At 72.6% G+C, this 22,408-nt stretch carries 23 protein-coding genes; 7 read left to right on the top strand and 16 right to left on the bottom strand.

Annotated elements, in window-relative coordinates; translation table 11 throughout:
• Positions 1–211 precede the first annotated feature (211 nt).
• Positions 212–1,081: a 3-hydroxyacyl-CoA dehydrogenase family protein gene (locus tag V6U79_RS07995; RefSeq protein WP_334614081.1), complete on the bottom strand. Its 870-nt coding sequence runs from the start codon at positions 1,079–1,081 to the stop codon at positions 212–214.
• 158 nt (positions 1,082–1,239) lie between these two features.
• On the opposite strand from V6U79_RS07995, the gene V6U79_RS08000 reads away from it, so the two are divergent.
• Positions 1,240–1,536 carry a hypothetical protein gene (locus V6U79_RS08000; RefSeq protein WP_334524766.1) on the top strand — a complete coding sequence of 99 codons (297 nt, stop codon included), beginning with the start codon at positions 1,240–1,242 and terminating at the stop codon, positions 1,534–1,536.
• A 96-nt stretch (positions 1,537–1,632) separates the two neighbouring features.
• Here the strand turns inward: V6U79_RS08000 and V6U79_RS08005 are convergent, their stop codons facing one another.
• Positions 1,633–2,412: a class I SAM-dependent methyltransferase gene (locus V6U79_RS08005; RefSeq protein ID WP_334614083.1), complete on the bottom strand. Its 780-nt coding sequence runs from the start codon at positions 2,410–2,412 to the stop codon at positions 1,633–1,635.
• Between the two features lie 42 nt (positions 2,413–2,454).
• On the opposite strand from V6U79_RS08005, the gene V6U79_RS08010 reads away from it, so the two are divergent.
• Complete coding sequence (locus V6U79_RS08010) at positions 2,455–2,835, top strand: PPOX class F420-dependent oxidoreductase (protein ID WP_334524760.1); 381 nt, start codon at positions 2,455–2,457, stop codon at positions 2,833–2,835.
• Positions 2,836–2,925: 90 nt separating this feature from the next.
• Here the strand turns inward: V6U79_RS08010 and V6U79_RS08015 are convergent, their stop codons facing one another.
• A complete protein-coding gene (locus tag V6U79_RS08015) occupies positions 2,926–3,135 on the bottom strand; it encodes a BldC family transcriptional regulator (RefSeq protein ID WP_007073996.1) in 210 nt (69 codons plus the stop codon).
• 250 nt (positions 3,136–3,385) lie between these two features.
• The gene (locus V6U79_RS08020; protein WP_334614084.1) at positions 3,386–4,225 is read right to left on the bottom strand and encodes a DUF8083 family protein; all 840 of its coding nucleotides are present in this window, start codon (positions 4,223–4,225) and stop codon (positions 3,386–3,388) included.
• A gap of 172 nt (positions 4,226–4,397) precedes the next feature.
• On the opposite strand from V6U79_RS08020, the gene V6U79_RS08025 reads away from it, so the two are divergent.
• Positions 4,398–5,480: a Glu/Leu/Phe/Val family dehydrogenase gene (locus tag V6U79_RS08025; RefSeq protein WP_334524754.1), complete on the top strand. Its 1,083-nt coding sequence runs from the start codon at positions 4,398–4,400 to the stop codon at positions 5,478–5,480.
• A 341-nt stretch (positions 5,481–5,821) separates the two neighbouring features.
• A complete protein-coding gene (locus V6U79_RS08030) occupies positions 5,822–6,037 on the top strand; it encodes a DUF3073 domain-containing protein (RefSeq protein WP_088976875.1) in 216 nt (71 codons plus the stop codon).
• A 130-nt stretch (positions 6,038–6,167) separates the two neighbouring features.
• Here the strand turns inward: V6U79_RS08030 and amcA are convergent, their stop codons facing one another.
• From amcA to V6U79_RS08055, 5 genes are all read right to left on the bottom strand, one after another.
• Positions 6,168–6,404, bottom strand: a complete 237-nt coding sequence (amcA, locus tag V6U79_RS08035) for a multiple cyclophane-containing RiPP AmcA (RefSeq protein ID WP_334524750.1) — start codon at positions 6,402–6,404, stop codon at positions 6,168–6,170.
• Entirely contained in the window at positions 6,373–7,476 is a 1,104-nt protein-coding gene (gene amcB / locus V6U79_RS08040) for a cyclophane-forming radical SAM peptide maturase AmcB (protein WP_334524907.1), read from the bottom strand. Before amcB ends, amcA begins: the two co-directional genes overlap by 32 nt.
• Positions 7,477–7,607: 131 nt before the next feature.
• Positions 7,608–8,762: a phosphoribosylformylglycinamidine cyclo-ligase gene (purM, locus tag V6U79_RS08045; RefSeq protein WP_334524747.1), complete on the bottom strand. Its 1,155-nt coding sequence runs from the start codon at positions 8,760–8,762 to the stop codon at positions 7,608–7,610.
• Positions 8,763–8,823: 61 nt separating this feature from the next.
• Positions 8,824–10,362 (bottom strand): amidophosphoribosyltransferase, encoded by a 1,539-nt coding sequence (gene purF / locus V6U79_RS08050; RefSeq protein WP_334524744.1) that lies wholly within the window; start codon positions 10,360–10,362, stop codon positions 8,824–8,826.
• A gap of 153 nt (positions 10,363–10,515) precedes the next feature.
• Positions 10,516–10,878 carry a sterol carrier family protein gene (locus V6U79_RS08055; RefSeq protein WP_334614085.1) on the bottom strand — a complete coding sequence of 121 codons (363 nt, stop codon included), beginning with the start codon at positions 10,876–10,878 and terminating at the stop codon, positions 10,516–10,518.
• A gap of 152 nt (positions 10,879–11,030) precedes the next feature.
• Here V6U79_RS08055 and V6U79_RS08060 point away from each other — a divergent pair, with 152 nt between their 5' ends.
• Entirely contained in the window at positions 11,031–13,073 is a 2,043-nt protein-coding gene (locus V6U79_RS08060; protein WP_334524738.1) for a carboxypeptidase-like regulatory domain-containing protein, read from the top strand.
• Positions 13,074–13,234: 161 nt separating this feature from the next.
• Here the strand turns inward: V6U79_RS08060 and V6U79_RS08065 are convergent, their stop codons facing one another.
• Genes V6U79_RS08065 through purS form a run of 4 tightly spaced genes read right to left on the bottom strand, consistent with a single transcriptional unit; the run spans position 13,235 to position 17,753 of the window.
• Positions 13,235–13,990: a 2-phosphosulfolactate phosphatase gene (locus tag V6U79_RS08065; RefSeq protein WP_334524735.1), complete on the bottom strand. Its 756-nt coding sequence runs from the start codon at positions 13,988–13,990 to the stop codon at positions 13,235–13,237.
• Positions 13,991–13,994: 4 nt separating this feature from the next.
• On the bottom strand, positions 13,995–16,754 hold the full coding sequence (gene purL / locus V6U79_RS08070; protein WP_334524733.1) for a phosphoribosylformylglycinamidine synthase subunit PurL: 2,760 nt from the start codon (positions 16,752–16,754) through the stop codon (positions 13,995–13,997).
• A gap of 55 nt (positions 16,755–16,809) precedes the next feature.
• Positions 16,810–17,493, bottom strand: coding sequence for a phosphoribosylformylglycinamidine synthase subunit PurQ (purQ, locus tag V6U79_RS08075; RefSeq protein WP_334524732.1), 684 nt, complete (start codon positions 17,491–17,493; stop codon positions 16,810–16,812).
• On the bottom strand, positions 17,490–17,753 hold the full coding sequence (purS, locus tag V6U79_RS08080) for a phosphoribosylformylglycinamidine synthase subunit PurS (RefSeq protein WP_088959474.1): 264 nt from the start codon (positions 17,751–17,753) through the stop codon (positions 17,490–17,492). The genes purQ and purS overlap by 4 nt, the downstream gene beginning before the upstream one ends.
• Before the next feature lie 467 nt (positions 17,754–18,220).
• On the opposite strand from purS, the gene V6U79_RS08085 reads away from it, so the two are divergent.
• Both V6U79_RS08085 and V6U79_RS08090 read left to right on the top strand, forming a co-directional pair.
• Positions 18,221–18,904: a S1 family peptidase gene (locus V6U79_RS08085; protein ID WP_334524724.1), complete on the top strand. Its 684-nt coding sequence runs from the start codon at positions 18,221–18,223 to the stop codon at positions 18,902–18,904.
• A gap of 24 nt (positions 18,905–18,928) precedes the next feature.
• Positions 18,929–19,495 (top strand): YbjQ family protein, encoded by a 567-nt coding sequence (locus tag V6U79_RS08090; RefSeq protein WP_334524721.1) that lies wholly within the window; start codon positions 18,929–18,931, stop codon positions 19,493–19,495.
• Between the two features lie 182 nt (positions 19,496–19,677).
• Here V6U79_RS08090 and purB read toward each other — a convergent pair whose 3' ends face one another.
• From purB to V6U79_RS08105, 3 genes are all read right to left on the bottom strand, one after another.
• Positions 19,678–21,102 (bottom strand): adenylosuccinate lyase, encoded by a 1,425-nt coding sequence (gene purB / locus V6U79_RS08095; protein ID WP_334614087.1) that lies wholly within the window; start codon positions 21,100–21,102, stop codon positions 19,678–19,680.
• A 67-nt stretch (positions 21,103–21,169) separates the two neighbouring features.
• Positions 21,170–21,892, bottom strand: a complete 723-nt coding sequence (locus V6U79_RS08100) for a hypothetical protein (RefSeq protein ID WP_334614088.1) — start codon at positions 21,890–21,892, stop codon at positions 21,170–21,172.
• Complete coding sequence (locus V6U79_RS08105; protein WP_334614089.1) at positions 21,889–22,392, bottom strand: SigE family RNA polymerase sigma factor; 504 nt, start codon at positions 22,390–22,392, stop codon at positions 21,889–21,891. The genes V6U79_RS08100 and V6U79_RS08105 overlap by 4 nt, the downstream gene beginning before the upstream one ends.
• Positions 22,393–22,408: the final 16 nt, after the last annotated feature.

Raw genomic sequence — 22,408 nt, forward strand, 5'->3', positions numbered from 1 at the left:
TGCGGGGCTCGCAAGATCGGCTCACTCCTCACGCTCACGGCGTCACCTCAGTTCGCGACTGCGGGGCTCGCAAGACCGGCTCACTCCTCACGCTCACGGCGTCACCTCAGTTCGCGACTGCGGGGCTCGCAAGACCGGCTCACTCCTCACGCTCACGGCGTCACCTCAGTTCGCGACTGCGGGGCTCGCAAGACCGGCTCACTCCTCACGCTCACGGCGTCACCTCAGCCTTGCGGCCGTCCACCCAGCGGTAGAAGCCCTGGCCGGACTTCTTGCCCAGCTTTCCGGCGGCCACCAGCTCCAGCAGCAGCGGCGGCGGCGCGAAGCGGTCCCCGTACGCGGCCTGGAGGGTGCGCGCGATGTCCAGCCGGACGTCCAGCCCGACCAGGTCGGTGAGCTCCAGCGGGCCGACCGGGTGCCGGTAGCCGAGCACCATCGCCTTGTCGATGTCGGCCGGGGAGGCCACCCCGTCGGCGACCATCCGGATCGCCTCCAGGCCGAGGGTGACCCCGAGCCGGGAGGTGGCGAAGCCGGGCATGTCCCGTACGACGACGGGGTCCTTGCCCAACCGGCCGGCGAGCGCGACGGCCGCGTCGGTGGTCTCCGCGTCGGTGGCCGGGCCGACCACGACCTCCAGCAGGGCCATCGCCCAGACCGGGTTGAAGAAGTGCAGCCCGAGGAAGCTTCCCGGCCGGGCCAGCGGTTCGGCCAGCTCGGCGATGGGGATGCTGGAGGTGTTGCTGCCGAGCAGCGCGGGCCGCAGCCCCTCGGCCTCGCGCAGCACCGTCCGCTTGAGGTCGAGCCGTTCGGGGACGGCCTCCACGATCACGTCCGGCTCCGGTGCGACCTCGCCCAACGCCGCGCGCAGGGTCAGCCGCGCCCGGTTGTCGGCGGCCTCCTCGGCGCGGAGCTTCCCGCGCTGGACCGCCCGGTCCCACAGCTCGCCCAGGCGGGCGGCGGCGGCTTCTGACCGGTCCCGGTCGACCTCCACGAGTTCGACGGCGTAGCCCGCCCCGGCGGCGACGTAGGCGATCCCGAGCCCCATCGTGCCGGCACCGACGACGACTAAACGATCACTCATGACGCTCCCTCGCTGCGCGCGGCGACGCGCGGGGTCTCCGTCGCGCCGTGCCGCCGCTCCTGGGTGCGACCCTATGCAGCACCGTTCCGGGCGGCATGCGTGGGGGATCACCGGAACGGGTACAGACGGCCCTCGACGTCAAGGGAAGGACGTGGCACATGAGCCAGGCACCGGAGACCGTGGACGGCACCGAGGGCGGGGAGATCGTGGAGACGCGCGGCGACGAGCGCGTCGACCTGCTCCGCGCCGACACCAACAACGACGGCAGGACCGACGTGTGGGTGGTGGACACCGACGGCGACGGCAAGGCCGACCTGTTCCAGTTCGACACCGACGGTGACGGCAAGGTGGACATCACGATGGTCGACATCGACGAGGACGGCACCCCGGACGAGGTGGTGGACGGCGACGGCGGCCTCCCGCCCGAGCAGCTCCCCCCGACCGTCCAGCTCTGAGCCGATCGGGGTGGCCCCTGTCCTCGCCTCGGCGTGGCAGGGGCCCCTCCCCTGACCGCCCCCGCCGGACGCCGCCCCGGCCCGCCCAGGACGCGATCAGGGCGCCCGGCGCAGCGTCGCCAGGTAGTACGGGGCGTCCCGGTCGTCCACGTCGGCCAGTGTCCAGCCGGTGCCCCGGACCAGCTCGGCCAGCTCCGCGGCGGAGCAGACCAGGTAGTCGAACCAGTGGGTGCCCAGTTCCCGGTAGCGCAGCCGCAGCCGGAGCTGGCCGCCGAGCCGGCCCCGGCGACGGTTCAGCTCGTGGTAGGCGGTGTGCACCGGGTCCCTCGTGCCGTACGGGTCGGTGCCGTGGGCGATGACCTGGGCGCCCGGCCGGGCCAGCGCGGCGAGCGCGGCGAGGAACGCGGGTGCCCGCTGCCGCCCCTCGATCAGCCCGAGGTTGTTGCCGAGCAGCAGGAACGTGTCGTAGCGCCGGTCGTCCGCGGCGTGCTCGTCGACCGTGCCGAGCACGAGGTTCCGTACGCCCCGGTGCCGGCTCACCCGCAGCGCGCCGGGGGAGATGTCCAGCCCGGTCACGGGTACGCCCCGCTCCTGGAGCGCCAGCGCGATCCGGCCGCCACCGGTGCCGATGTCCAGCGTCGCGCCGCGGACCCGGTCCACGGCGCGGTGGTCGTACGGCTGCCAGTGTTCGGGTTCGTCCAGGTAGTGCGCGGCGGGCGCGCCGTTGATCAGCCCGTCGTCCCGCTCGATGATCTCGATGACCGGTCGGGGCAGCCGCCCGCCGGCGAGCGGACGGGGGCCGATGCCGGTCTTCACCGCGTACGCGTCGCGCAGCATCTCGCCGAACACGTCGCCGATCCTGGGTTCCCCGGTCACGAGGTACACGCTAACCGGCCGTCGCGGCCGTATCCTGGGCGCGTGACGGAGCTGGACCGCCTGGCGGCGGAGAAGTACGTCCTGCTGACGACGTTCCGCAAGGACGGTCGGGCGGTGCCGACCCCGGTCTGGGCGGTCCGCGACGGTGACACGCTGGCGGTCTGGACCGCGGCCGACTCCGGGAAGGTCAAGCGGATCCGCCGGGACGGCACGGTGACCGTGGCCCCCTGCGACGTGCGGGGCCGGCCGCACGGCGAGGCGGTGCCCGGCCACGCCGTGCTCAGCGGCCCGCAGGACAGCGACCGGGTACGCGACCTGATCAAACAGAAGTACCGTCTGGTCGGCCGGTTGAGCCTGCTCGGCAGCCGGCTGCGCCGGGGCCGGGGCGGCACCGTGGGCATCCGGGTCACGGTGCGGGAGTAGGGCCCGGACATGGTTCAGGGGCGGTGGATCGTCGCTGTCACGACGTCCGCCCGCCCCTGAGACCGGAACGTTTCTCGGCGCTGCCGGTGGTCAGTCCCCCTGACGCTGCTGGGGAATCTGCCCCTGCAGCAGGGCCCGCACCTCCGACTCGCGGTACCGACGGTGGCCACCCAGAGTCCGGATCGCGCTGAGCTTGCCCGCCTTGGCCCACCGGGTCACCGTCTTCGGGTCGACACGGAACATCGACGCCACCTCGGCCGGCGTGAGTAGCGGCTCTGGTTCGTGCGTTCGCGATGCCATCGGTCACTCCTCCACATGTATAGACATCGGCCGGGGTCCCGCCGGTCGACGCGTCTCCCATGGTCCGGCTAGTCCCCGATGTCCGACATGGGCCGAACGGCCGAACGTCCCTAGACGGACGGATGAACCATGCCCGATTTATCTGACTTTTACACGGCAGAAACTACCTTATTCGGACTGATGATCACGGTTCGTGATGCGTCAACTACGAGGCCGGCTCATCTCCGACACCCTTCACGGGCGTTTTGTGTCAATTGCACCGCTCGAGCAGTTGGACCGCCCGCCACCGGGCCACCAGCCGGTCGTACGCGCTCGACGCCTCCTCGGCCTCGCCCCGGGAGAGGCCGGCCAGCCCCGCCGCGACCAGCTCGGTCGAGTCGTCCGCGGCCAGCGTCTCGTCGGAGAGCAGCTGCACCAGACCGCCGTAGTCCAGCTCCACCACCGAGCGCGGGTGGAACTCCTCCAGCCAGCGGGCGGCCTCCTCGACCGCCTCGGTGATCGGTACCTCACCGACCGACTTGCGCAGCACCGACAGCGCCCGGGAGGCCCGCCGCCGGGCCTTGGAGATCTCGGTGCGGTAGCGCAGCGCCCGCCGCCCCGGCGCGGTGACCAGGTCCCGCTCCGCCGGCTCGAAGAGCACGAACCAGCGCAGCGGCACACCCCAGGTGGCGATTTGCTCGTGCAGCCGGGGGACGCCGTGCTCCAGCACCCGCGCGCCGCTGCGCCAGTCCTCCACCACGGCCTTGGCCTGGCCGGCGAGGATCGGCGGGACGAACGCGTCGGCGATCACCGAGGGAACGCCGTCGCGGGCGCTCAGCGCCGCCTCGGCCACCCGGATCCGCAGGTTCCACGGGCAGACCAGCAGGGTGTCGTCGGCCTCCAGGACGTACGCCTCGTCCGGCAGGTCGGGCAGTCGGGTCCAGCCGGCCCCGAGCGCCTCGATCACCGAGGCGCGTTGCCGCCCGGGCCCCTCCAGCGGCGCCACCGCCCGCCCCTCGCGCACGTAACGCCGCCAGTACGACTGGCGGTCCCGGTCGAAGGCGGTCAGCGGCTCGTACACGCGCAGGTAAGAAGCGAAGAGCGACGGCACGGCGCGATCCTCCCACGAATCGGGGGTCCACCGCCGTCGGCGTCCCGTGGGTCCTGCCGTGGACGGCAGTGCGGCCTCGACCGATATTAGGCTCAGCGGCACCGGCACCATCCCGCCGGCGCACCACCAGGTCCGCGTCCCACAAGGACGGCCACCGACACAGGAGCAAGCCATGGGCGTATTCGCGAGCACCGACGACCCGGGATCGACCGGCCACGAACAGGTCGTGTTCTGCCAGGACAAGCAGAGCGGCCTGAAGGCGATCATCGGCATCTACTCGACCGCGCTGGGCCCCGCGCTCGGCGGCACCCGGTTCTACCCGTACGCCAGCGAGGAGGCGGCGCTGGCGGACGTGCTCGACCTGTCCCGCGGCATGGCGTACAAGAACGCCCTGGCCGGGCTGGACCTGGGCGGCGGCAAGGCGGTCATCTGGGGTGACCCGGAGCAGATCAAGAGCGAGGCGCTGCTGCGCGCGTACGGCCGCTTCGTGGAGTCGCTGGCCGGCCGCTACTACACCGCCTGCGACGTCGGCACCTACGTCGCCGACATGGACGTGATCGCCCGGGAGACCAGCTACGTCACCGGCCGCAGCGTGGAGCACGGCGGCGCCGGCGACTCCTCCGTCCTCACCGCCTGGGGCGTCTACCAGGGCATGCGGGCCGCCGCCGAGCACGTCTGGGGCAGCCCGACCCTCGCCGGCCGCCGGGTCGGCGTGGCCGGCCTGGGCAAGGTCGGCAAGTACCTCACCGGGCACCTGCTGTCCGACGGGGCCGAGGTGGTGGCCACCGACGTCAACGCCAAGGCCGTCGAGTGGGTGGTCGCCAACCACCCGCAGGTCGAGCTGGTCGACGACGCCGCCGCGCTGGTCGCCGCCGACATCGACGTGTACGCCCCGTGCGCGCTGGGCGGCGCGCTCAACGACGACACCGTGCCGGCGCTGCGGGCCAAGGTGGTCGCCGGCGCGGCGAACAACCAGCTCGCCCACCCGGGCATCGAGAAGCTCCTCGCCGACCGGGGCGTCCTCTACGCCCCCGACTACGTGGTGAACGCCGGCGGCGTGATCCAGGTGGCGGACGAGATCAACGGCTTCAACTTCGAGCGGGCCAAGCTGCGCGCCACGAAGATCTACGACACCACCCGGGAGATCCTCCGGCTCGCCGACGACGAGGGCGTACCGCCGGCGGTGGCGGCCGACCGGCTGGCCGAGCGGCGGATGGCCGACGTGGGCCGGCTGCGCTCGATCCACCTGCGCTGAACCCGACCCCGGGGTGCGGGCGCCCGCCCGCGCCCCGGGGCGCCCGCCCACATCTCCGGACGGCTCGCGGGACTCTGGCAGGGTTTACGGCGGTCGGCGAAGTAGGCTTTGTTCGGGATGCTTCGGGGAGGAATGTCCGGTGTCACGGCCGGTCCCGGCGACCGCCCCTTACCGGGTACACTCGGTGACGGCCGGATGACTGCGACGCGCAGGACCGGCCGACGGTAACCCGAGGTGCCGAACGACGGCATCCCCATGTACCGTAAGAGCCACGAGAGATGCCTGACGTCATCGGGGCCCGCCTTCGGGCTGCCCCGCATTCTGTGCGAGGGGGTCGAGCCATGGGGCGCGGCCGTGCTAAGGCCAAGCAGACGAAGGTGGCCCGGGAGTTGAAGTACCACTCCCCGAACACCGACCTCACCGCCTTGCAGCGCGAACTGGCGGGTGCTGGTAAGTCTGAGCACAACTTCGACGACGACTACAAAGAGTATGTCGACGACGATGATGAGGATCACGCGGACGACGACCCGGACACCTGGGTTCCTCCGACCCGCTGACCTCCGGTCGCATCTGAGCACGCGGTAACTCCCCGCGTGCTCACGCATGTGGCCATCAAAGCAGCGCCAACGACCGACGGTCAGGGACTCGCCGCGCCTCTCGGCAGGTCCCTGACCGCGGCCCCCGTGCTCACCGCGGGCGGTTGTTCCAGTTGTAGAACGTCGGGATGTTCTCGAAGTGGTTCCAGGCGCAGACCGCGCCGGCGCCGTCGCCACCCGACACCTCCGCCCGTGCGTGACGCGCTGCCTCGGCCTCGTGGAGCAGGGCGGTCAGACCCGTGGCGGCCGCCCGGACCCGGTCCACGACCGGTTCGGTGGCACCTCCCCCGACGCGCTCAGGCTGCCGGTGACTGGTGGTCTCGGGCATGCTCCAACACTCCCTCCAATAGGCGGATCTTGCTGTTGCGGCAGTGCTCGGTCTCCGTGCCGTCGAACCGCCCCTGCTCGAAGTAGCGGTTCGCGGCGTGGCCGCCGCCGCAGAAGCCGAAGTAGGGGCAGGTGGAGCGGCAGGCCTCGACGCCGGCGAGGAACTCGCCCACCCACGGCGTGCGCGCTGCCCCGGCGAGGATCTCGCCCAGCGGGGTGGTCAGCACGTTGCCGCTGCTGAAGTCGCCGTAGCGGGCGTCGGTGAAGCCGGCCAGCTCCGGCGAGAGCACGACCACCGACCCGTCGTGACCGACGGTGGGGATCGGATCGAGCCGCCGGGGCAGCAGCCCGTCGGCGGTGCCGTCCAGTACCGCGGCGGCGTACCGCAGTGACCACTCCACCTCCCGCAGGTGGATCCGCGGCGCCCGGCGCCAGGCCGCGACCAACTCGGCCCAGAAGGCGGTCACGGCAGCCGCGTCCCGGGCGTTGGTCCGGGTGTTCACCCCCTCGGTCTCCTCGATGTTGACGCCGAGCACCTCAGCGCCGAGTTCGAGGAAGTAGTCGTACAGCTCGGTGGCGAGCCCCGGGGCGGGACGACTCACCACCGCCAGCGCCGAGAAGGGCAGCCCGTGCCGGCGCAGCGCCCCGATCCCGCGCCGGATCCGGTCGTACGCCGGCCGGCCGGCCCGGGTCACCCGCTCGTCGTTGCGCTCCCGGGGGCCGTCGACGCTCACGCTGACCCGCACCCGGTGCTCGGCGAAGAACGCGCACCAGGCGTCGTCGATCAAGGTGGCGTTGGTCTGGACGTGGTGCTCCACGTCCGGCCCGAAGGGCGCGATCAGCGCGGCCAGGTGCTCCCGGCCGGCGGCGAGCGGCTCCCCGCCGTGCCACACCACGGAGAACCGGCCCGCCGTCGCCCACGGAGCCACCGCGGCGGCGACCGCCTCGGCGACCGCCACCGGCATCCGCCGGTCGGCGGAGCGGTGCGGCAGGTAGCAGTAGACGCAGTCCAGGTTGCACAGGGTGGTCGGCTGCATCACCACGTACGACGGGACGGAGGCGATGCCGCTCATCCCCGTCACCCGCTGTGCCCGAGCAGCCATCGGCCCTCCTCCCGTCAAGCCTGAGGTGGCCTTCAGGCTAGGCGGCGGTGGCCACTCGGGTGAAGCCCTGATCAGGTGCGCGGATGATCAACAGAGCGTGATCAGCCCCGGGTGTGCTGACCGATCATCTGGACGTTGCCGGAGCCCTCGATGATCTCGCCGGCCTGCCAGGCGTCCACGCCACGCCCGGTCAGGGTGGCCAGCGCGCGGTCGGCGTCCTCGGCCGAGACGATCGCGAACATGCCGACGCCCATGTTGAAGGTCGCCTCCATCTCCGGGTCGTCGATCCGCCCCTTGGACTGGATCAGGTCGAAGACCGGCTGCGGCTTCCAGGTGGAGCGGTTGACCACCGCGTCGACGTGCTCGGGCAGGACCCGGACCAGGTTGCCGGGGATGCCGCCGCCGGTGACGTGGGCGAACGCCCGCACCTCGGTCTCGGCGATCAGCTTGAGGCAGTCCTGCGCGTAGATCTTGGTCGGGGTGAGCAGCTCCTCGCCGAGGGTGCGCTGCCGGCCGAAGTCGTCGATCACCACGTCCAGCCGCATCCGGCCGGCGCCCAGCAGCACGTGCCGCACCAGGGAGTAGCCGTTGGAGTGCAGACCCGAGGAGCGCATCGCGATCACGACGTCACCCACCTCGACCCGCTCCGGGCTGAGGATCTCGCTCTCCTCCACCACGCCGACACCGGTGGCGGAGATGTCGTACTCGTCGGGGCGCAGCACACCCGGGTGCTCGGCGGTCTCCCCGCCGAGCAGGGCGCAGCCGGCGTACCGGCAGCCGTCGGCGATGCCGGCGCCGATCTCGGCGACCTTGTCCGGCACGACCTCACCGGTGGCGATGTAGTCCAGCAGGAACAGCGGCTCCGCGCCGCAGGCCACCAGGTCGTCGACGACCATCGCGACCAGGTCGATGCCGACCGTGTCGTGGATGTCCATCTGCTGCGCGATCACCAGCTTGGTGCCGACACCGTCGGTGGAGGAGGCCAGGATCGGGTTCTTGTACTTCTTGGTGTCCAGCCGGAACAGGCCGGCGAAGCCGCCGAGGTCGCCCATGACCTCCGGCCGGCGGGTCTGCTTGACCTTCGACTTCAGCAGCTCGACCGCGCGGTCGCCCGCCTCGATCGACACCCCGGCGTCCGCGTACGAGACCGAGCGTTTGCGCGGCGCGCGGCCGGTGCCGGCCGTCCAGGGCTGGCGGTCGCCGCCGGCGCCCGTCGGGCTGCTTCCTGCGCCGCTGCGCTCGGACACGTGCGTCACGGTTCTCCCCTTTGTGGTTCTCGGTGCCGTGCCGGCGGAGTCCGGGCGACACCGGGTGGTGCTACGGGTGGACGGTCGCGCCGCCCGGAGTGGCGACGAGCGGTGGGGCGGTGTGCTCCGGGATGTCGGCCGTCGCGTGGGCGACCCGACGTCCCACTCCTTCGAGCACGTGCTTGCCGATCAGGTTCCCGGCCGGCAGGTCGATCGGGTACTCCCCGTCAAAGCAGGCCCGGCAGAGCCGCGTCTTGGGCTGCTCGGTGGCGGCGATGAGACCCGACAGCGAGACGTAGCCGAGCGTGTCGGCGCCGATCGAGCGCCGGATGCCCTCGTTGTCCAGCCCGTTGGCCAGCAGTTCGGCGCGGGTGGCGAAATCGATGCCGTAGAAGCAGGGCCAGTTGACCGGCGGCGAGGAGATCCGTACGTGGACCTCCAGCGCGCCGGCCTCGCGCAGCATCCGCACGATCGCCCGCTGGGTGTTGCCGCGCACGATCGAGTCGTCGACCACGACCAGCCGCTTGCCCCGGACGTTCTCCCGCAGCGGGTTGAGCTTGAGCCGGATGCCGAGCTGGCGCAGCGTCTGCGAGGGCTGGATGAAGGTACGCCCGACGTACGGGTTCTTCATCAGCCCCGCGCCGTAGGTGATGCCGGACGCCTCGGCGTAGCCGATCGCGGCCGGGGTGCCCGACTCCGGCACCGGGATCACCAGGTCGGCCTCGACCGGGTGCTCCTTGGCCAGTTGCCGGCCGATCTGCACCCGGGCGGAGTGCACGTTGCGCCCGGCGATGGTGGCGTCCGGGCGCGCGATGTAGACGTACTCGAAGAGGCAGCCCTTCGGCTCCGGCGCGGCGAACCGGGCGGAGCGCAGGCCGTCCTCGTCGATCGCGATCAGCTCGCCCGGCTCGACCTCGCGGACCACGCTGGCGCCGACGATGTCCAGCGCGGCGGTCTCACTGGCGACCACCCAGCCGCGCTCCAGCCGGCCGAGCACCAGCGGGCGCACGCCGTGCGGGTCGCGGGCGGCGTAGAGCGTCGACTCGTCCATGAAGACGAAGCTGAAGGCGCCCTTCAGCTGCGGCAGCACCTCCAGCGCGGCCGCCTCGACCGACAGGTCGGGGCGGCTGGCCAGCAGCATCGTCACCAGCGAGGTGTCGTTGGTGGCGCCATCGGCGAGGAGACCCCGCTCGGCGACCTCCTTCTGGAGGTCGGCGGTGTTGACCAGGTTGCCGTTGTGCGCCAGGGCGATGGTGATGCCCGAACTGGTGGAGCGGATGGTCGGCTGGGCGTTCTCCCAGGTCGAGCCACCGGTGGTGGAGTAGCGCGCGTGCCCGATCGCGACGTGCCCGCGCAGGCTGGCCAGGGTCGGCTCGTCGAAGACCTGGGCGACCAGGCCGAGATCCTTGTAGACCACCACGCCGGAGCCGTCGCTGACCGCGATGCCGGCGGCCTCCTGGCCGCGGTGCTGAAGCGCGTAGAGCCCGAAGTAGGTCAGATTGGCGACCTCCTCCCCGGGCGCCCACACGCCGAAGACGCCACACGCGTCCTGCGGGCCGGGTCGTTGGGGATCAAGGTCGTGGCTCAGCCGGCCGTCGCCTCGGGGCACCTGCTGCTCCCTCATGCTGGTCTGGACTGGCCGGGCGGGCGGTTGACCACGCGCCACCGGCCGGGACCACTGTCGTCGCCTGACAGTGTACGCGAATCGCCGTCGATACAGATAGTCACGATTTGGCTCCGCCGTGTCACCGGAGCGGCCGGGTCAGCCCAGCTCGAGCGGCAGATGCGCGGAGAGATCCGCCCGGTTCCCGCTCACCCGTACGCGACCCTCGGTGACCGCGTCCGCCCACCGGAGCCGCCCGGTCGCCAACTCCAGCCAGGTCGCCGGGTCGGTCTCCACCACGTTCGGCGGGGTGCCGCGGGTGTGTCGCGGACCCGGAACGCACTGAACTGCACCGTAAGGTGGGACACGCACCTCCACCGATCGGCCGGGGGCGCGCTCCGCGAGGGCGGTCAGAAGGGTACGGACCGCCTCCCGGTACACCGGCCGTTCGGGCGTACGCCCCTCGTCGAGCGCTGCCAACGCCGCCGCGACCGCGGCGGACTTAATGTGCGGAGAGGACACGACGGGACGATACGACTCGATGACGGCGGCTCCGACGCTGGCCCTGGGTCGCGCCGATCCGGTCAGACAAGGCATAGTTGCCGACGGCGTATTCGTACCGTGATGAGCCCTGGCCCGCTGGACCGGGGAAGTCAGCCCGGAAGGCGGTGGACGTGTCAACACACCGACGTGCCTGGAAGCAGCGGGCCGGTGTGGTCGTAGCGCTGGTTGTCGGCGCCCTGCTCACCGTCCCCGCCACACCCGCCCACGCGGCCAAGATCACCTCCTCCGACGGCTCGGTCACCATCGACGCCGGCCGCAGCAGCAACATCAATGTCGTGGTCGCTCCCGACGGCGACGAGAAGAAGGCGAACCTCAGCGTCACCGGCCTTCCCGACGGCGTCAGCTGCACCCGTGGCTGCGGTGAGGTGAACTTCGACGGCCTGATCCCCGGGCCGAAGTCGGTGACCGTGACGCTCGCAGCGTCCGCCGACGCGCCGGGGGCCAACGGGACTCCGGCGAGCGTGCGGGTCGAGGGTGACTCCAAGCGGCTCAGCGTGACCGTGAAGCCCAAGGCGCCTGCGCCCACCACCGCCCCGCCGGAAGCCCAGACGGTCAAGTCGATCTCCGGCAAGGTGACGGTGGCCGCCAACGGCGAACCGGTGCCGAACGCCACCGTGATGCTGGAGGACTCGACCGGGCGCAAGCGGAGCACCACGAGCAACGACAGCGGCAACTTCCGCTTCACCGGCTCCAGCTCGGAGCCGATCGCGCCGGGTCGGATCGTCCTCGGCGCCAGCAAGGAAAACATCGTCAACTCCAAGACGATCAACGCGAGCGCCGGTCAGAGCCTGACCGGCCAGGGGATCAGCCTGGCGATCAAGACCGAGGTCACCCCGTCCGCGACGCCGTCCTCGGCGGAGGCCGTGCCGACCGAGGAGGCCACCGAGGAGGTCACCGAGGAGACCGCCGAGGCCACCCAGGCGGCGCAGGTCCCGACGAGCGACGAGGACTCCGGCGGTTTCGGCTCCTTCCTGATCATCCTGCTCGGCGGCCTGCTGGTGGCGGCCGGCGTGGGCACGATCGTGCTGCTCTGGATGCGCCGCAAGAACGCCGAGGAGGACGATGCTCCGGCCGGTGCCGCCGCGGCGGGTGCGGCGGCCGGGGCGCGGGGCGGCTACCGCGGCACCGACGACCAGACCCGGGTGGTCAACCGGGTCGGCGCCGACCCGAACATGGCCGGCAGCTCGGCGCTGAGCGACGCGCCGACGATGATGCACCGCCCGATCGTCGACGACGTCCCGCCGGACCCGTACGGGGCTCCGCCGGAGCCGTACGGCGCGGGTGGGCAGGGCAACTGGGCCGGCGGCGGCTACGGCGACGAGCCGGCACCGGGCGGCTACGGCCAGCCGGGCGGCTACGGCAACGCCCCGGCCTCCGGTGGCGGCTACGGCGCCGCCGGTGCCGCCGGCGCCGCGGCGGGTGCCTACGGCAACGCCCCCGCGTCGGGTGGCGGCTACGGCAACGCCCCGGCTTCCGGTGGCGGTTACGGCGCCGCCGGCGCACCCGCGGGCGGTTACGGTGACGCGCCGGCTTCCGGTGGCGGCTACGGCAACCGCGAGTACGGCGCCCCGGCGGGCGCCGCCGGCTACGCCCCGCAGGACCAGGGTGGCGGCTACGGCGAGCGGTTCGACGAGCCGACCGGCCGCTACACCGGCGAGGCGACCGGCACCTACGCCCCGGCAGCCGACCCGTACCCGACCAGCACCTACCAGCCCGAGCAGGGGCACGGCTACGGGCAGCCCGAGCCGGGCTCCTACGGCCGGGCTCCCGAGCCGACCGGCGGCTACGGCGCCGGCAACGGCTACGGCCAGCCGGAGGGCGGCTACAACGCCGGCGCGCCGCAGGGCTACGAGGGCGGCGGCTACGACCAGCCCAACGGCTACGACCAGCCCAACGGCTACGACCAGCGCGGCGGGTACGACCAGCAGGCCGGTGGCGGCTACGGCGGCCAGCAGCAGGCCGGCGGGTACGGCCAGCAGGGCGGCTACGGCCAGGAGCCGCCGCAGCAGCGCGACGGTGGCTACGACGCCCACGGCTACGACCAGCAGCAGGGCGGCGGCTACTACGGCGACCAGGCCCAGCCGGGTCGGGCGCGGCCGGAGGCGCCGGGCGCGGAGCGCGGCGGTCGCCGGCTGGACTGGCTGGACGACTGACCACCGGGGCCGAAGCGCCCCGGCCAGCAGGCAACGACGAAGGGCCGCCCGGAGATCCGGGCGGCCCTTCGCCTGCGCGCCAATGCCAGCAGACCCGCGCCGGACGACCGCTACCCGCCGTGGCCCGGACGGGACCGGGCAGGGCCGGGCGCAGCGCGGGGTCAGGCTGCGGAGAAGACGCCCTGGCGCAGCACCGGCACCACGTTGGAGGCGCCGACCTGCACGGCGACGTCGACGTCAGCGGCGAAGCCACCCTCGATCAGCTCGCGGCCGGAGACGCAGCCGCGGACCGCCGCCGGCACGTCCGGGGTACTGGCCAGCGCGGCGAGCGCCATCGCCGCCTCGACGGAGAGACCGCCCGGCACGCCGGAGAGGGCGTCCAGCACGCTGGCCGCCCCGAGCTGGTCCTCCACGGAGGGGCGCAGTGAGCCGTCCGGCCAGCGTTCCCCGGCGGCGACGACGCCCACCGGGGCGTCCTTCGAGCCGTACCCCTGGCGGCGCAGCCAGCGCCCGACGGCGCGGGCGTTGCGCAGGCAGGCCGCGACCACCGGCAGGCCGGTGGCGCTGGCGGCGGCGCTGATCGCGGAACCGTTCGGCGACGGCAGCACCAGGTCGGCGACGGCCGGTGCGGTGGCCAGCGCCGCCGGCGAGAGCGACCACGGGTGCTCCGGGGTCATCTGCCGGCGGCCCACCGCGGCGACCGCGCCGACCCGTAGCGCGTAGTCGGCCGCCTGCTCCCCCCAGGGGAACGGGTGGACCCGCATGCCGCGGCCCACCGCGACCTCGACGGTGGTGGTGAACGAGAGCACGTCCACCACCACCAGCACGGCGCAGACGCGGCCCAGCTCCGCCGCCCCGGTCAACCCCCAGTCGAAGCGGGCACCCGACCCGGGTTGGACGTGTACGGCCGCGGCCAACGCCTCAGCGCTTATCGGGCGTCGAGGGCTCGTCGTCACCGGTGACGGTCGGGGCCGACGGCGCGTCGGGAGCCACATCTCCGGTGACCTCCGTGGTCGGCCGCTCGTGCTCCCCCACCGGGGCGTCCTCGGCGGTCACGACCGGCACCGGCGCGGCCCCGTCGGCCGGCTGGGCGGCGACCGGAGCGGCCTCCCCCGAACCGTCCGCGGCAGCCGGCTCGACCACCGGCACGCCCGCCGGCTGCGCGGCGGTGGCCGGCGCGACGGTGGTGGTGCCGGTCCGGGTCGACTCGACCTGGACCTGGGCCGCCTCCGGCCCGCCGAAGAGCCGGGGCAGGGTCGCGGTGTGCGCGGCCCGCAGCTCGTCCAGCCCGATCCGGAACTGGCCGTGCACCTCCAGGGCGCCGCCCGCCGGGTCGGTCACGCCGATCCGGTCCCACGGCACGCCGCGCTCGGTGCAGAGGGCGGTGAACGCCTTCTCGTGCCCGCGCGGCACCGACACCAGCACCCGGCCGGCCGACTCGCTGAACAGGAAGACGAACGGCAGCGAACCGTCGGCGAACCGGTCCGGCACGCCGATCCGGGCACCGACCCCGCGCCGCAGGCAGGACTCGACCAGGCTCTGGGCGAGGCCGCCGTCGGAGAGGTCGTGCGCGGAGCTGAGGTGACCCACCCGGGCCGCCTCCGCCATCAGCTCGGCCAGCACCCGCTCGCGGGCCAGGTCGACCTGCGGCGGCATGCCACCGAGGTGCTCGTGGGTCACCCACGCCCACTCGGAGCCGGAGAGCTCCACGTGCGTGTCACCGAGCAGGAAGAGCTGGTCGTGGTCGCCACCGCCCCGCGGGACGAAGCCCATCGGCACCCGGTTGGCGACGTCGTCCAGCGTGCCCAGCACCCCGACCACCGGGGTGGGGTGGATCGCCGCGGCGCCGGTCTGGTTGTAGAAGCTGACGTTGCCGCCGGTCACCGGGATGCCCAGCTCCAGGCAGCCGTCCGCGAGGCCGCGCACGGCCTCGGCGAACTGCCACATCACGCCCGGGTCCTCCGGCGAGCCGAAGTTGAGGCAGTTGGTCACCGCGATCGGCTTCGCGCCGGTCACCGCCACGTTCCGGTACGCCTCGGCGAGCGCCAGCTTGGTGCCGTGGTACGGGTCGAGCCGGGCGTACCGGCCGTTGCCGTCGACGGAGAGGGCGACGCCGAGGCCGCTCTTCTCGTCGATCCGGATCACGCCGGAGTCCTCCGGCTGGGCGAGCACCGTGTTGCCCAGCACGTACCGGTCGTACTGCTCGGTGATCCAGGTCTTGTCGGCCAGGTTCGGCGACGCGATCATGCGCAGCAGGGTCTCCCGCAGCGCCTCCGGCGTGCTCGGCCGCGGCAGCGTCTCGGCCCGGTCGGCCTGGAGCAGGATCAGGTCGGCCGGCTCGCGCATCGGACGGGCGTAGACCGGACCGTCGTCGACCAGCGAACCCGGCGGCACGTCCACCACGACGTGGTCGTTCCAGGTGACCAGCAGCCGGCCCGGCTGACCATCGGCCGACGGCGCGGTGACCTCGCCGATCGCGGTGGCGAGCACGCCCCACTTGTCGGCGGTCTTGAGCACCGCCTCCAGCTTGTCCGGGGTGACGACCAGCAGCATCCGCTCCTGGGACTCGCTGGCCAGGATCTCGTGCGGCTCCATCGAGGGCTCGCGCAGCGGCACCCGCTCCAGCCAGACCCGCATGCCGGTGCCGGCCGAGGCGGCGGTCTCGGTCAGCGCGCAGGTCAGGCCGGCGCCGCCGAGGTCCTGGATGCCGACGACCAGTTCGGCGTCGTACAGCTCCAGGCAGGCCTCGATCAGCAGCTTCTCGGTGAACGGGTCGCCGACCTGCACGGAGGGGCGGCGCTGCTCGCTGCCCTCGTCGAAGGTGGCGCTGGCCAGCACCGACACGCCGCCGATGCCGTCCCGGCCGGTCTTGGCGCCCATCAGCACCACGATGTTGCCCGGACCGGTGGCGTCCTTCTTCTGCAGTCGGTCGACCGGCAGCACGCCGAGGCAGAGCGCGTTGACCAGCGGGTTGCCCTGGTAGCAGGGGTCGAAGACGACCTCGCCGCCGATGTTGGGCAGGCCCAGGCAGTTGCCGTAGCCGCCGACGCCGGCGACCACGCCGGGCAGCACCCGCGCGGTGTCCGGGTGGTCCGCGGCGCCGAAGCGCAGCGGGTCCATCACCGCGATCGGCCGGGCGCCCATCGCGAGGATGTCGCGGACGATGCCGCCGACGCCGGTCGCCGCACCCTGGTACGGCTCGACGAAGCTCGGGTGGTTGTGCGACTCGACCTTGAAGGTGACGGCCAGCTCGTCGGAGACCTGGACAACGCCGGCGTTCTCACCGATGCCGGCGAGCAGCCGGTCGCTGGGCGGGGCCTTCTCGCCGAACTGGCGCAGGTGCACCTTGCTGGACTTGTAGGAGCAGTGCTCGCTCCACATGATCGAGTACATGGCCAGCTCGGCCTGGGTGGGGCGCCGGCCGAGGATGTCCCGGATCCGGTCGTACTCGTCGTCGCGGAGGCCGAGCTCGGCGTACGGCTGGAGCTCCTCCGGCGTACCGGTGGCCTGCTGCACGGTGTCCACGGTGCCGGTCCAGTCGGCGGTCGGCGCCGGGTCGGCGTGCCGGCCCGCGTCGACCGGGCCGCCCTGCGACACCACGCCGGCCGTCGGCGCCTCGGTCGGGGCGGCCGGGAAGGCGCCCGGTGTCTCCCGTACGGCCGGGTCCTGATGGGTGGTCATGACCTCTCCTCGCTGCGCTCGTCACCGAGCCGACCGATGATCCTGCCGCGCACCGTCACGCCGGGGTCCCCACCAGGTGCTTGAGCACCGAGGTGAAGAAGCCGAGGCCGTCCAGGGAGGGGCCGGTGAGCGCCTCGACCGCGTGCTCCGGGTGGGGCATGATGCCGACCACGTTGCCGGCGGGGTTGGTGATCGCGGCGATGTCGCGCTGCGACCCGTTGGGGTTGCCGCCGACGTAGCGGGCGACGACCCGACCCTCGGCCTCCAGCTCGTCCAGGGTCGCGGTGTCCGCGACGTAGCAACCCTCACCGTTCTTGACCGGGATGAGGATCTCCTGACCCGGCTGGAAGGTGTTCGTCCAGGCGGTGCCCGCGGACTCGACCCGCAGGACCTGGTCCCGGTTGCGGAAGTGCAGGTGCTGGTTGCGGGTGAGCGCGCCGGGGAGCAGGTGCGCCTCGCAGAGGATCTGGAAGCCGTTGCAGATGCCGAGCACCGGCAGGCCGCCGCGGGCCGCGTCCACGATCGTCTCCATCACCGGCGCGAACCGGGCGATGGCGCCGCAGCGCAGGTAGTCGCCGTAGGAGAAGCCACCGGGCAGGACGACGGCGTCCACCCCGTGCAGCTCCGCGTCACCGTGCCAGAGCCGGACCGGCTCGCCACCGGCGATCCGGACGGCCCGGGCCGCGTCCCCGTCGTCGAGCGAGCCGGGGAAGGTCACCACACCGACGCGCGCGGTCACGGGTGCGCGTCCACGGTCTCGTCGGCCTCGACCACGCGGACGGTGAAGTCCTCGATGACGGGGTTGGCGAGCAGCTTGTCGGCGATCTCCCGGGCCCGGTCCAGGTCCGGTTCACCGGTGAACTCGATCTCGATCCGCCTGCCGATCCGGACGGAGGCGACGTCACTGACGCCGAGCCGCGGCAGCGCGTTTGCGACGGCCTGGCCCTGAGGATCGAGGATCTCGGGCTTGAGCATGACGTCGACGACGACGCGAGGCACTGGGCACTCCTGACTGTGTACGCAGTTGGGTGCCGGCCCACTACGGGCGAGCGCAGCCAGCGTACCTGGCAGATTTCGTCGCGGACGCACCGGCCGGGGGCAGTTCAGGCAGTGATCGACATAACCGGCCCCACGGATCGGTGGGCGATATGCGTTCGTTGCGACTCCGATGCGGTTTTGTTGCCTGTAATCGCGTGGCAACCGGTGCGACACCTCTCCCACCTGCGGAAACCCGACCAGGTCCGCGCAGCGGAGACCAGTTTCCGACAAACAGTGATGTACGCCCCGCGCGGAAGTCGTGTCACATTCGTGAATCTCGATGACACTCTTGTGAACGGGAGCCACGGGCCCTAGCGTAAATCGACGGATGCCGATGCTTGTCGGTGTTCCCCGACGGGCCACCCCCGCCCGCCACGGGTCGATCCCCGCCCGGTCACCCCGGTCGCCCCCCGAAGGAGTCCCCGGACATGCGCCTCCGCCCCCTGCTCGCGGTGCTCAGCACCGCCCTCGCCGGCGTCCTCGCCACCGCCACCGCCGCCACCGCCGCCCCCGCCGGCCCGCAGCCGATCATCGGCGGCTCCACCGTCAGCTCCGCGCCGTGGGCCGCCGCCGTCTTCAGCAACGGCTCGTTCACCTGCTCCGGCAGCGTCATCTCGGCGCAGTGGGTGCTCACCGCCCGGCACTGCCTCGGCGGCACGATGTCGGTCCGGGTGGGCAGCGTCTACCGCTCCTCCGGTGGAGTCACCCGCACCGTCAGCGCCACCTACAGCCGCTACGACCTGGCCCTGATGCGCCTGTCCAGCCCGGTCACCACCGGCGCGGTGACCCTGGCCGACAGCAACCCGCCGATCGGCTCGACCAACAGCATCTACGGCTGGGGCCAGACCTGCTACAGCGGCTGCTCCGCGTCCAGCCAGCTCAAGACCGCCACCGTGCAGGTGACCAGCAACAGCGCCGTCGACGCGTACAACGGGCAGGCGATCCGGAGCACCGAGATCAGCGGCAACGCCTGGCGCGGCGACTCCGGCGGACCGCAGTTCTACAACGGCCGGCAGGTCGGCGTCGCCTCGACCGCCGACGGATACAGCATCCAGAACTACGGCAGCGTCGCGTACAACCGGGCCTGGATCACCTCGGTGGCCGGTGTCTGACGGTTAGCGCCTACGGCGGCGCGGATGGTCGGCGCAGCGCCGACCGTCCGCGCCGCGCCGTTTTGCAGCATCCGATCAGGTGAACACGGCTCGCATACGCACCGGCCGGCGGCTGACAGCATCGGAATCGTGCTGGTAGTGACGACAGATCAACTGCCCGGCTACGAGATCCGCCAGATCCTCGGCGAAGTGGTGTCGTCGATGGCGCGGACACGCAACCCCTACCGCGAGGGGGTCAAGAACCTGCGGGGCGGTGCGTACGACCCGATGGCACCGGACAACCTCACCCGGTGGCGCACCGACTCGGTGGCCCGCCTCGGCGAGGAGGCGCTCCGGCTCGGCGCGAACGCCGTGATCGGCATGCGCTTCGACAGCCGGGACTGCGGCGAGATGTGGATGGAGATCTGCGCCTACGGCACGGCGGTGATCGTCGTACCCAAGGTTCCCGACGTCATGCCGAGCGACCAGCCGGAGGTCGCCGCGGCGACCGCCCAGGACCCGGGGTTCGCGTCCTCCCCCGGCGGCATCGCCGAGCCGGCGAGCGCCCCCAACCTCTCCTCCGCCGCCGAGACCCCGACCCGCGACTCCTGACCCGGGGGCCGATCCTGGTCCACCCCGTCTGCGGCGTGTCGCGGTGTCGGCTCGTGCCGGCACATCGTGATCCACTCCGTTTGCGGCGTGTCGGGCTGTCCGAGTGCGCCGACACGCCGACACGCCGCAAAGCGTGTGGATCAAGCACCCCTGGGCCGACCGCACGGTCGGCCCAGGGTCGATCAGAGGATGGGCGGCGGGGAGTACGCGGCGGCCTCGGGGTGGGCCGTCACGACCGCGGTGATGCGCTTGGTGATCGCATCGACCTGGGCCTGGGCGGCGCCGGTGAAGGTGGTGGGGTCGGCGACCAGGTCGTCGATCTCGGCGCGGGTGAGGCGCAGGCGACCGTCGGCGGCCAGGCGGTCGAAGAGGTCGTTCTCGGCGGCGCCCTTCTCGCGCATGGCGAGCGCCACCCCGACCGCGTGCTCCTTGATCACCTCGTGGGCCACCTCCCGACCGACGCCCCGGCGCACCGCGGCCACCAGGATCTTCGTGGTGGCCAGGAACGGCAGGAACCGCTCCAGCTCCCGGTTGATCACCGCCGGGTAGGCACCGAACTCGTCCAGCACCGTGAGGAAGGTCTGGAAGAGCCCGTCGGCGGCGAAGAAGGCGTCCGGCAGGGCCACCCGCCGCACCACCGAGCAGGAGACGTCCCCCTCGTTCCACTGGTCGCCGGCCAGCTCGCCCACCATCGACAGGTAACCCCGGATGATCACCGCGAAGCCGTTCACCCGCTCCGACGAGCGGGTGTTCATCTTGTGCGGCATCGCGCTGGAGCCGACCTGGCCGGGCTTGAAGCCCTCGGTCACCAGTTCCTGGCCGACCATCAGCCGGATCGTCGTGGCCAGCGACGACGGGGCGGCGGCCACCTGGGCCAGCGCGGAGAGCACGTCGAAGTCGAGCGAACGCGGGTACACCTGACCCACGCTGTCCAGCACCCGGGCGAAGCCGAGGTGCCCGGCCACCCGACGCTCGAGCTCGGCCACCTTGCCGGCGTCGCCGTCGAAGAGGTCGAGCTGGTCGGCGGCGGTGCCGACCGGGCCCTTGATGCCGCGCAGCGGGTAGCGGCCGATCAGGTCCTCCAGCCGCTCGTACGCGATCAGCAGCTCCTCGGCGGCCGAGGCGAACCGCTTGCCCAGCGTGGTGGCCTGCGCGGCGACGTTGTGCGACCGGCCGGTCATCACCAGGCCGGAGTGCTCGTGGGCGAGCCAGGCCAGCCGGGCCAGCGTGGCGACCACCCGGTCCCGGATCAGCTCCAACGAGGCGCGGACCTGGAGCTGCTCGACGTTCTCGGTCAGGTCCCGGGAGGTCATCCCCTTGTGCACGTGCTCGTGCCCGGCGAGCGCGCTGAACTCCTCGATCCGGGCCTTCACGTCATGCCGGGTGACCCGCTCCCGCTCGGCGATCGAGGCCAGGTCGACGTCGTCGACCACCCGCTCGTACGCCTCGACCACCCCGTCCGGCAGGGCCACGCCGAGGTCCCGCTGGGCCTTCAGCACGGCGAGCCAGAGCCGCCGTTCCATCCGTACCTTCTCCTCCGGGGACCAGAGGGCGACCAGTTCGGGCGAGGCGTACCGGTTGGCGAGCACGTTCGGGATCGTCGTCACGTACCTCATTCTCTCGTACGCCAGGAGCCTGCCGTTCCCGGCCTGGAGCCTGACCGAACCGGCGGTGTCACAACTCCCGGCCCTGCGCGTCGCGGGCGACGATGCCGTCCAGGCGTACGCCGGGGGCGAGCACCGCCGGGTCGAACCAGAAGATCACCACCTGCCGGTCCTCGCTCCACCTCGCCAGTCGGGCGGTGATCCGACGGCCGTCGACCGTGCCGACGATCCGCTCGGCCGGCCCGACGAAGTACCCGAAGGTGGGCACGGGAGGGCGGGCCGGTCCCGACTGGTCGTAGCCGATCTCGTGGAACCCGGGCCGCCGGTCGCTGCCCTCGAGGTCGTTGACGAGGAAGTCCGAGGTCAGCTCCCCGCCGGCGGCGCGGCGGCCGGCGACCAACCCGATCTTCACCCGGGGCGCTCGGGGCACGTCGACGGGGACCAGGTAGAAGACCCGCTGGTCGTCGCCGTACCGGATTCCGCTGTCCACCACGTCGCCGACCGGCCGCGGCTGCGGCTGAGCAGGGCTCGGGGTGGTCACCGTGGGGCGGGTGGCGGGTGCGGTGACGGCCGGACCCGCGCGGTCCGGCTCGGGTGCGCGGGTCCGTTCCACGCCGACCGCGACGCCGACGACGAGCACCGCCACCGACAGCCCCACCGCGCCCGCGCCGGCGAACCGCCGGCGGCGGCGCAGCCGCCGCCCCTCGCGCATGATCGTGGTCAGGTCGAGGGCGGTCCGGTCGGTCCGTTCGGTCGCCCGCATGGCCTCGCGGAGCCGCTCCACCTCGTTCATCGGCGCGTCCCGTGGATCTCCGGCGTGCCGACGCCGGTGGTGCGCAGCTTCTCCAGGGCACGGGAACTGGTGCTCTTGACCGTGCCGACCGACACGTCGAGTTCGCGGGCCACCTGCGCCTCCGGAAGGTCGAAGTAGTAGCGCAGCACGACGATGGCGCGCTCGCGAGGGCTGAGCGTGCCGAGGACGGCGATCAGCCACCGTCGGGTGGCGACCTCGTCGGCCACGTCGCCACGACGCTGCTCCGGGAGGTCGTCGGTGGCGTACTCGCGCAACGGCCGCCGCCAGCTGTCCACGAGGTGGTTGACCAGCACGGTCCGGGCGTAGCCGTAGGCGTCGCTGTCGCGGACCCGGGACCACGAGGCGTACGTGCGGACCAGGGCGGTCTGCGCCGCGTCCTCGGCCTGGTGGTGGTCGCCGGTCATCAGGTAGGCGGCGTGCAGCAGCCGCCCGGACGCGGCCCGGGCGAACTCGACGAACTCGGCGTCACCCCGAGCCATTGCCGCTCTTTCCGCA

Origin of the sequence: Micromonospora psammae, from assembly GCF_036902725.1 — a bacterium.
Lineage (GTDB): Bacteria > Actinomycetota > Actinomycetes > Mycobacteriales > Micromonosporaceae > Micromonospora.

Excerpts from the sequence above, each read along its gene's own strand:
- V6U79_RS07995 (WP_334614081.1), bottom strand. The coding sequence starts at position 1,081 with ATGAGTGATCGTTTAGTCGTCGTCGGTGCCGGCACGATGGGGCTCGGG.
- V6U79_RS08000 (WP_334524766.1), top strand. The coding sequence starts at position 1,240 with ATGAGCCAGGCACCGGAGACCGTGGACGGCACCGAGGGCGGGGAGATC.
- V6U79_RS08015 (WP_007073996.1), bottom strand. The coding sequence starts at position 3,135 with ATGGCATCGCGAACGCACGAACCAGAGCCGCTACTCACGCCGGCCGAG.
- V6U79_RS08025 (WP_334524754.1), top strand. The coding sequence starts at position 4,398 with ATGGGCGTATTCGCGAGCACCGACGACCCGGGATCGACCGGCCACGAA.
- V6U79_RS08030 (WP_088976875.1), top strand. The coding sequence starts at position 5,822 with ATGGGGCGCGGCCGTGCTAAGGCCAAGCAGACGAAGGTGGCCCGGGAG.
- amcA (WP_334524750.1), bottom strand. The coding sequence starts at position 6,404 with ATGCCCGAGACCACCAGTCACCGGCAGCCTGAGCGCGTCGGGGGAGGT.
- amcB (WP_334524907.1), bottom strand. The coding sequence starts at position 7,476 with ATGAGCGGCATCGCCTCCGTCCCGTCGTACGTGGTGATGCAGCCGACC.
- purL (WP_334524733.1), bottom strand. The coding sequence starts at position 16,754 with ATGACCACCCATCAGGACCCGGCCGTACGGGAGACACCGGGCGCCTTC.
- V6U79_RS08085 (WP_334524724.1), top strand. The coding sequence starts at position 18,221 with ATGCGCCTCCGCCCCCTGCTCGCGGTGCTCAGCACCGCCCTCGCCGGC.
- V6U79_RS08090 (WP_334524721.1), top strand. The coding sequence starts at position 18,929 with ATGGTCGGCGCAGCGCCGACCGTCCGCGCCGCGCCGTTTTGCAGCATC.
- V6U79_RS08100 (WP_334614088.1), bottom strand. The coding sequence starts at position 21,892 with ATGAACGAGGTGGAGCGGCTCCGCGAGGCCATGCGGGCGACCGAACGG.
- V6U79_RS08105 (WP_334614089.1), bottom strand. The coding sequence starts at position 22,392 with ATGGCTCGGGGTGACGCCGAGTTCGTCGAGTTCGCCCGGGCCGCGTCC.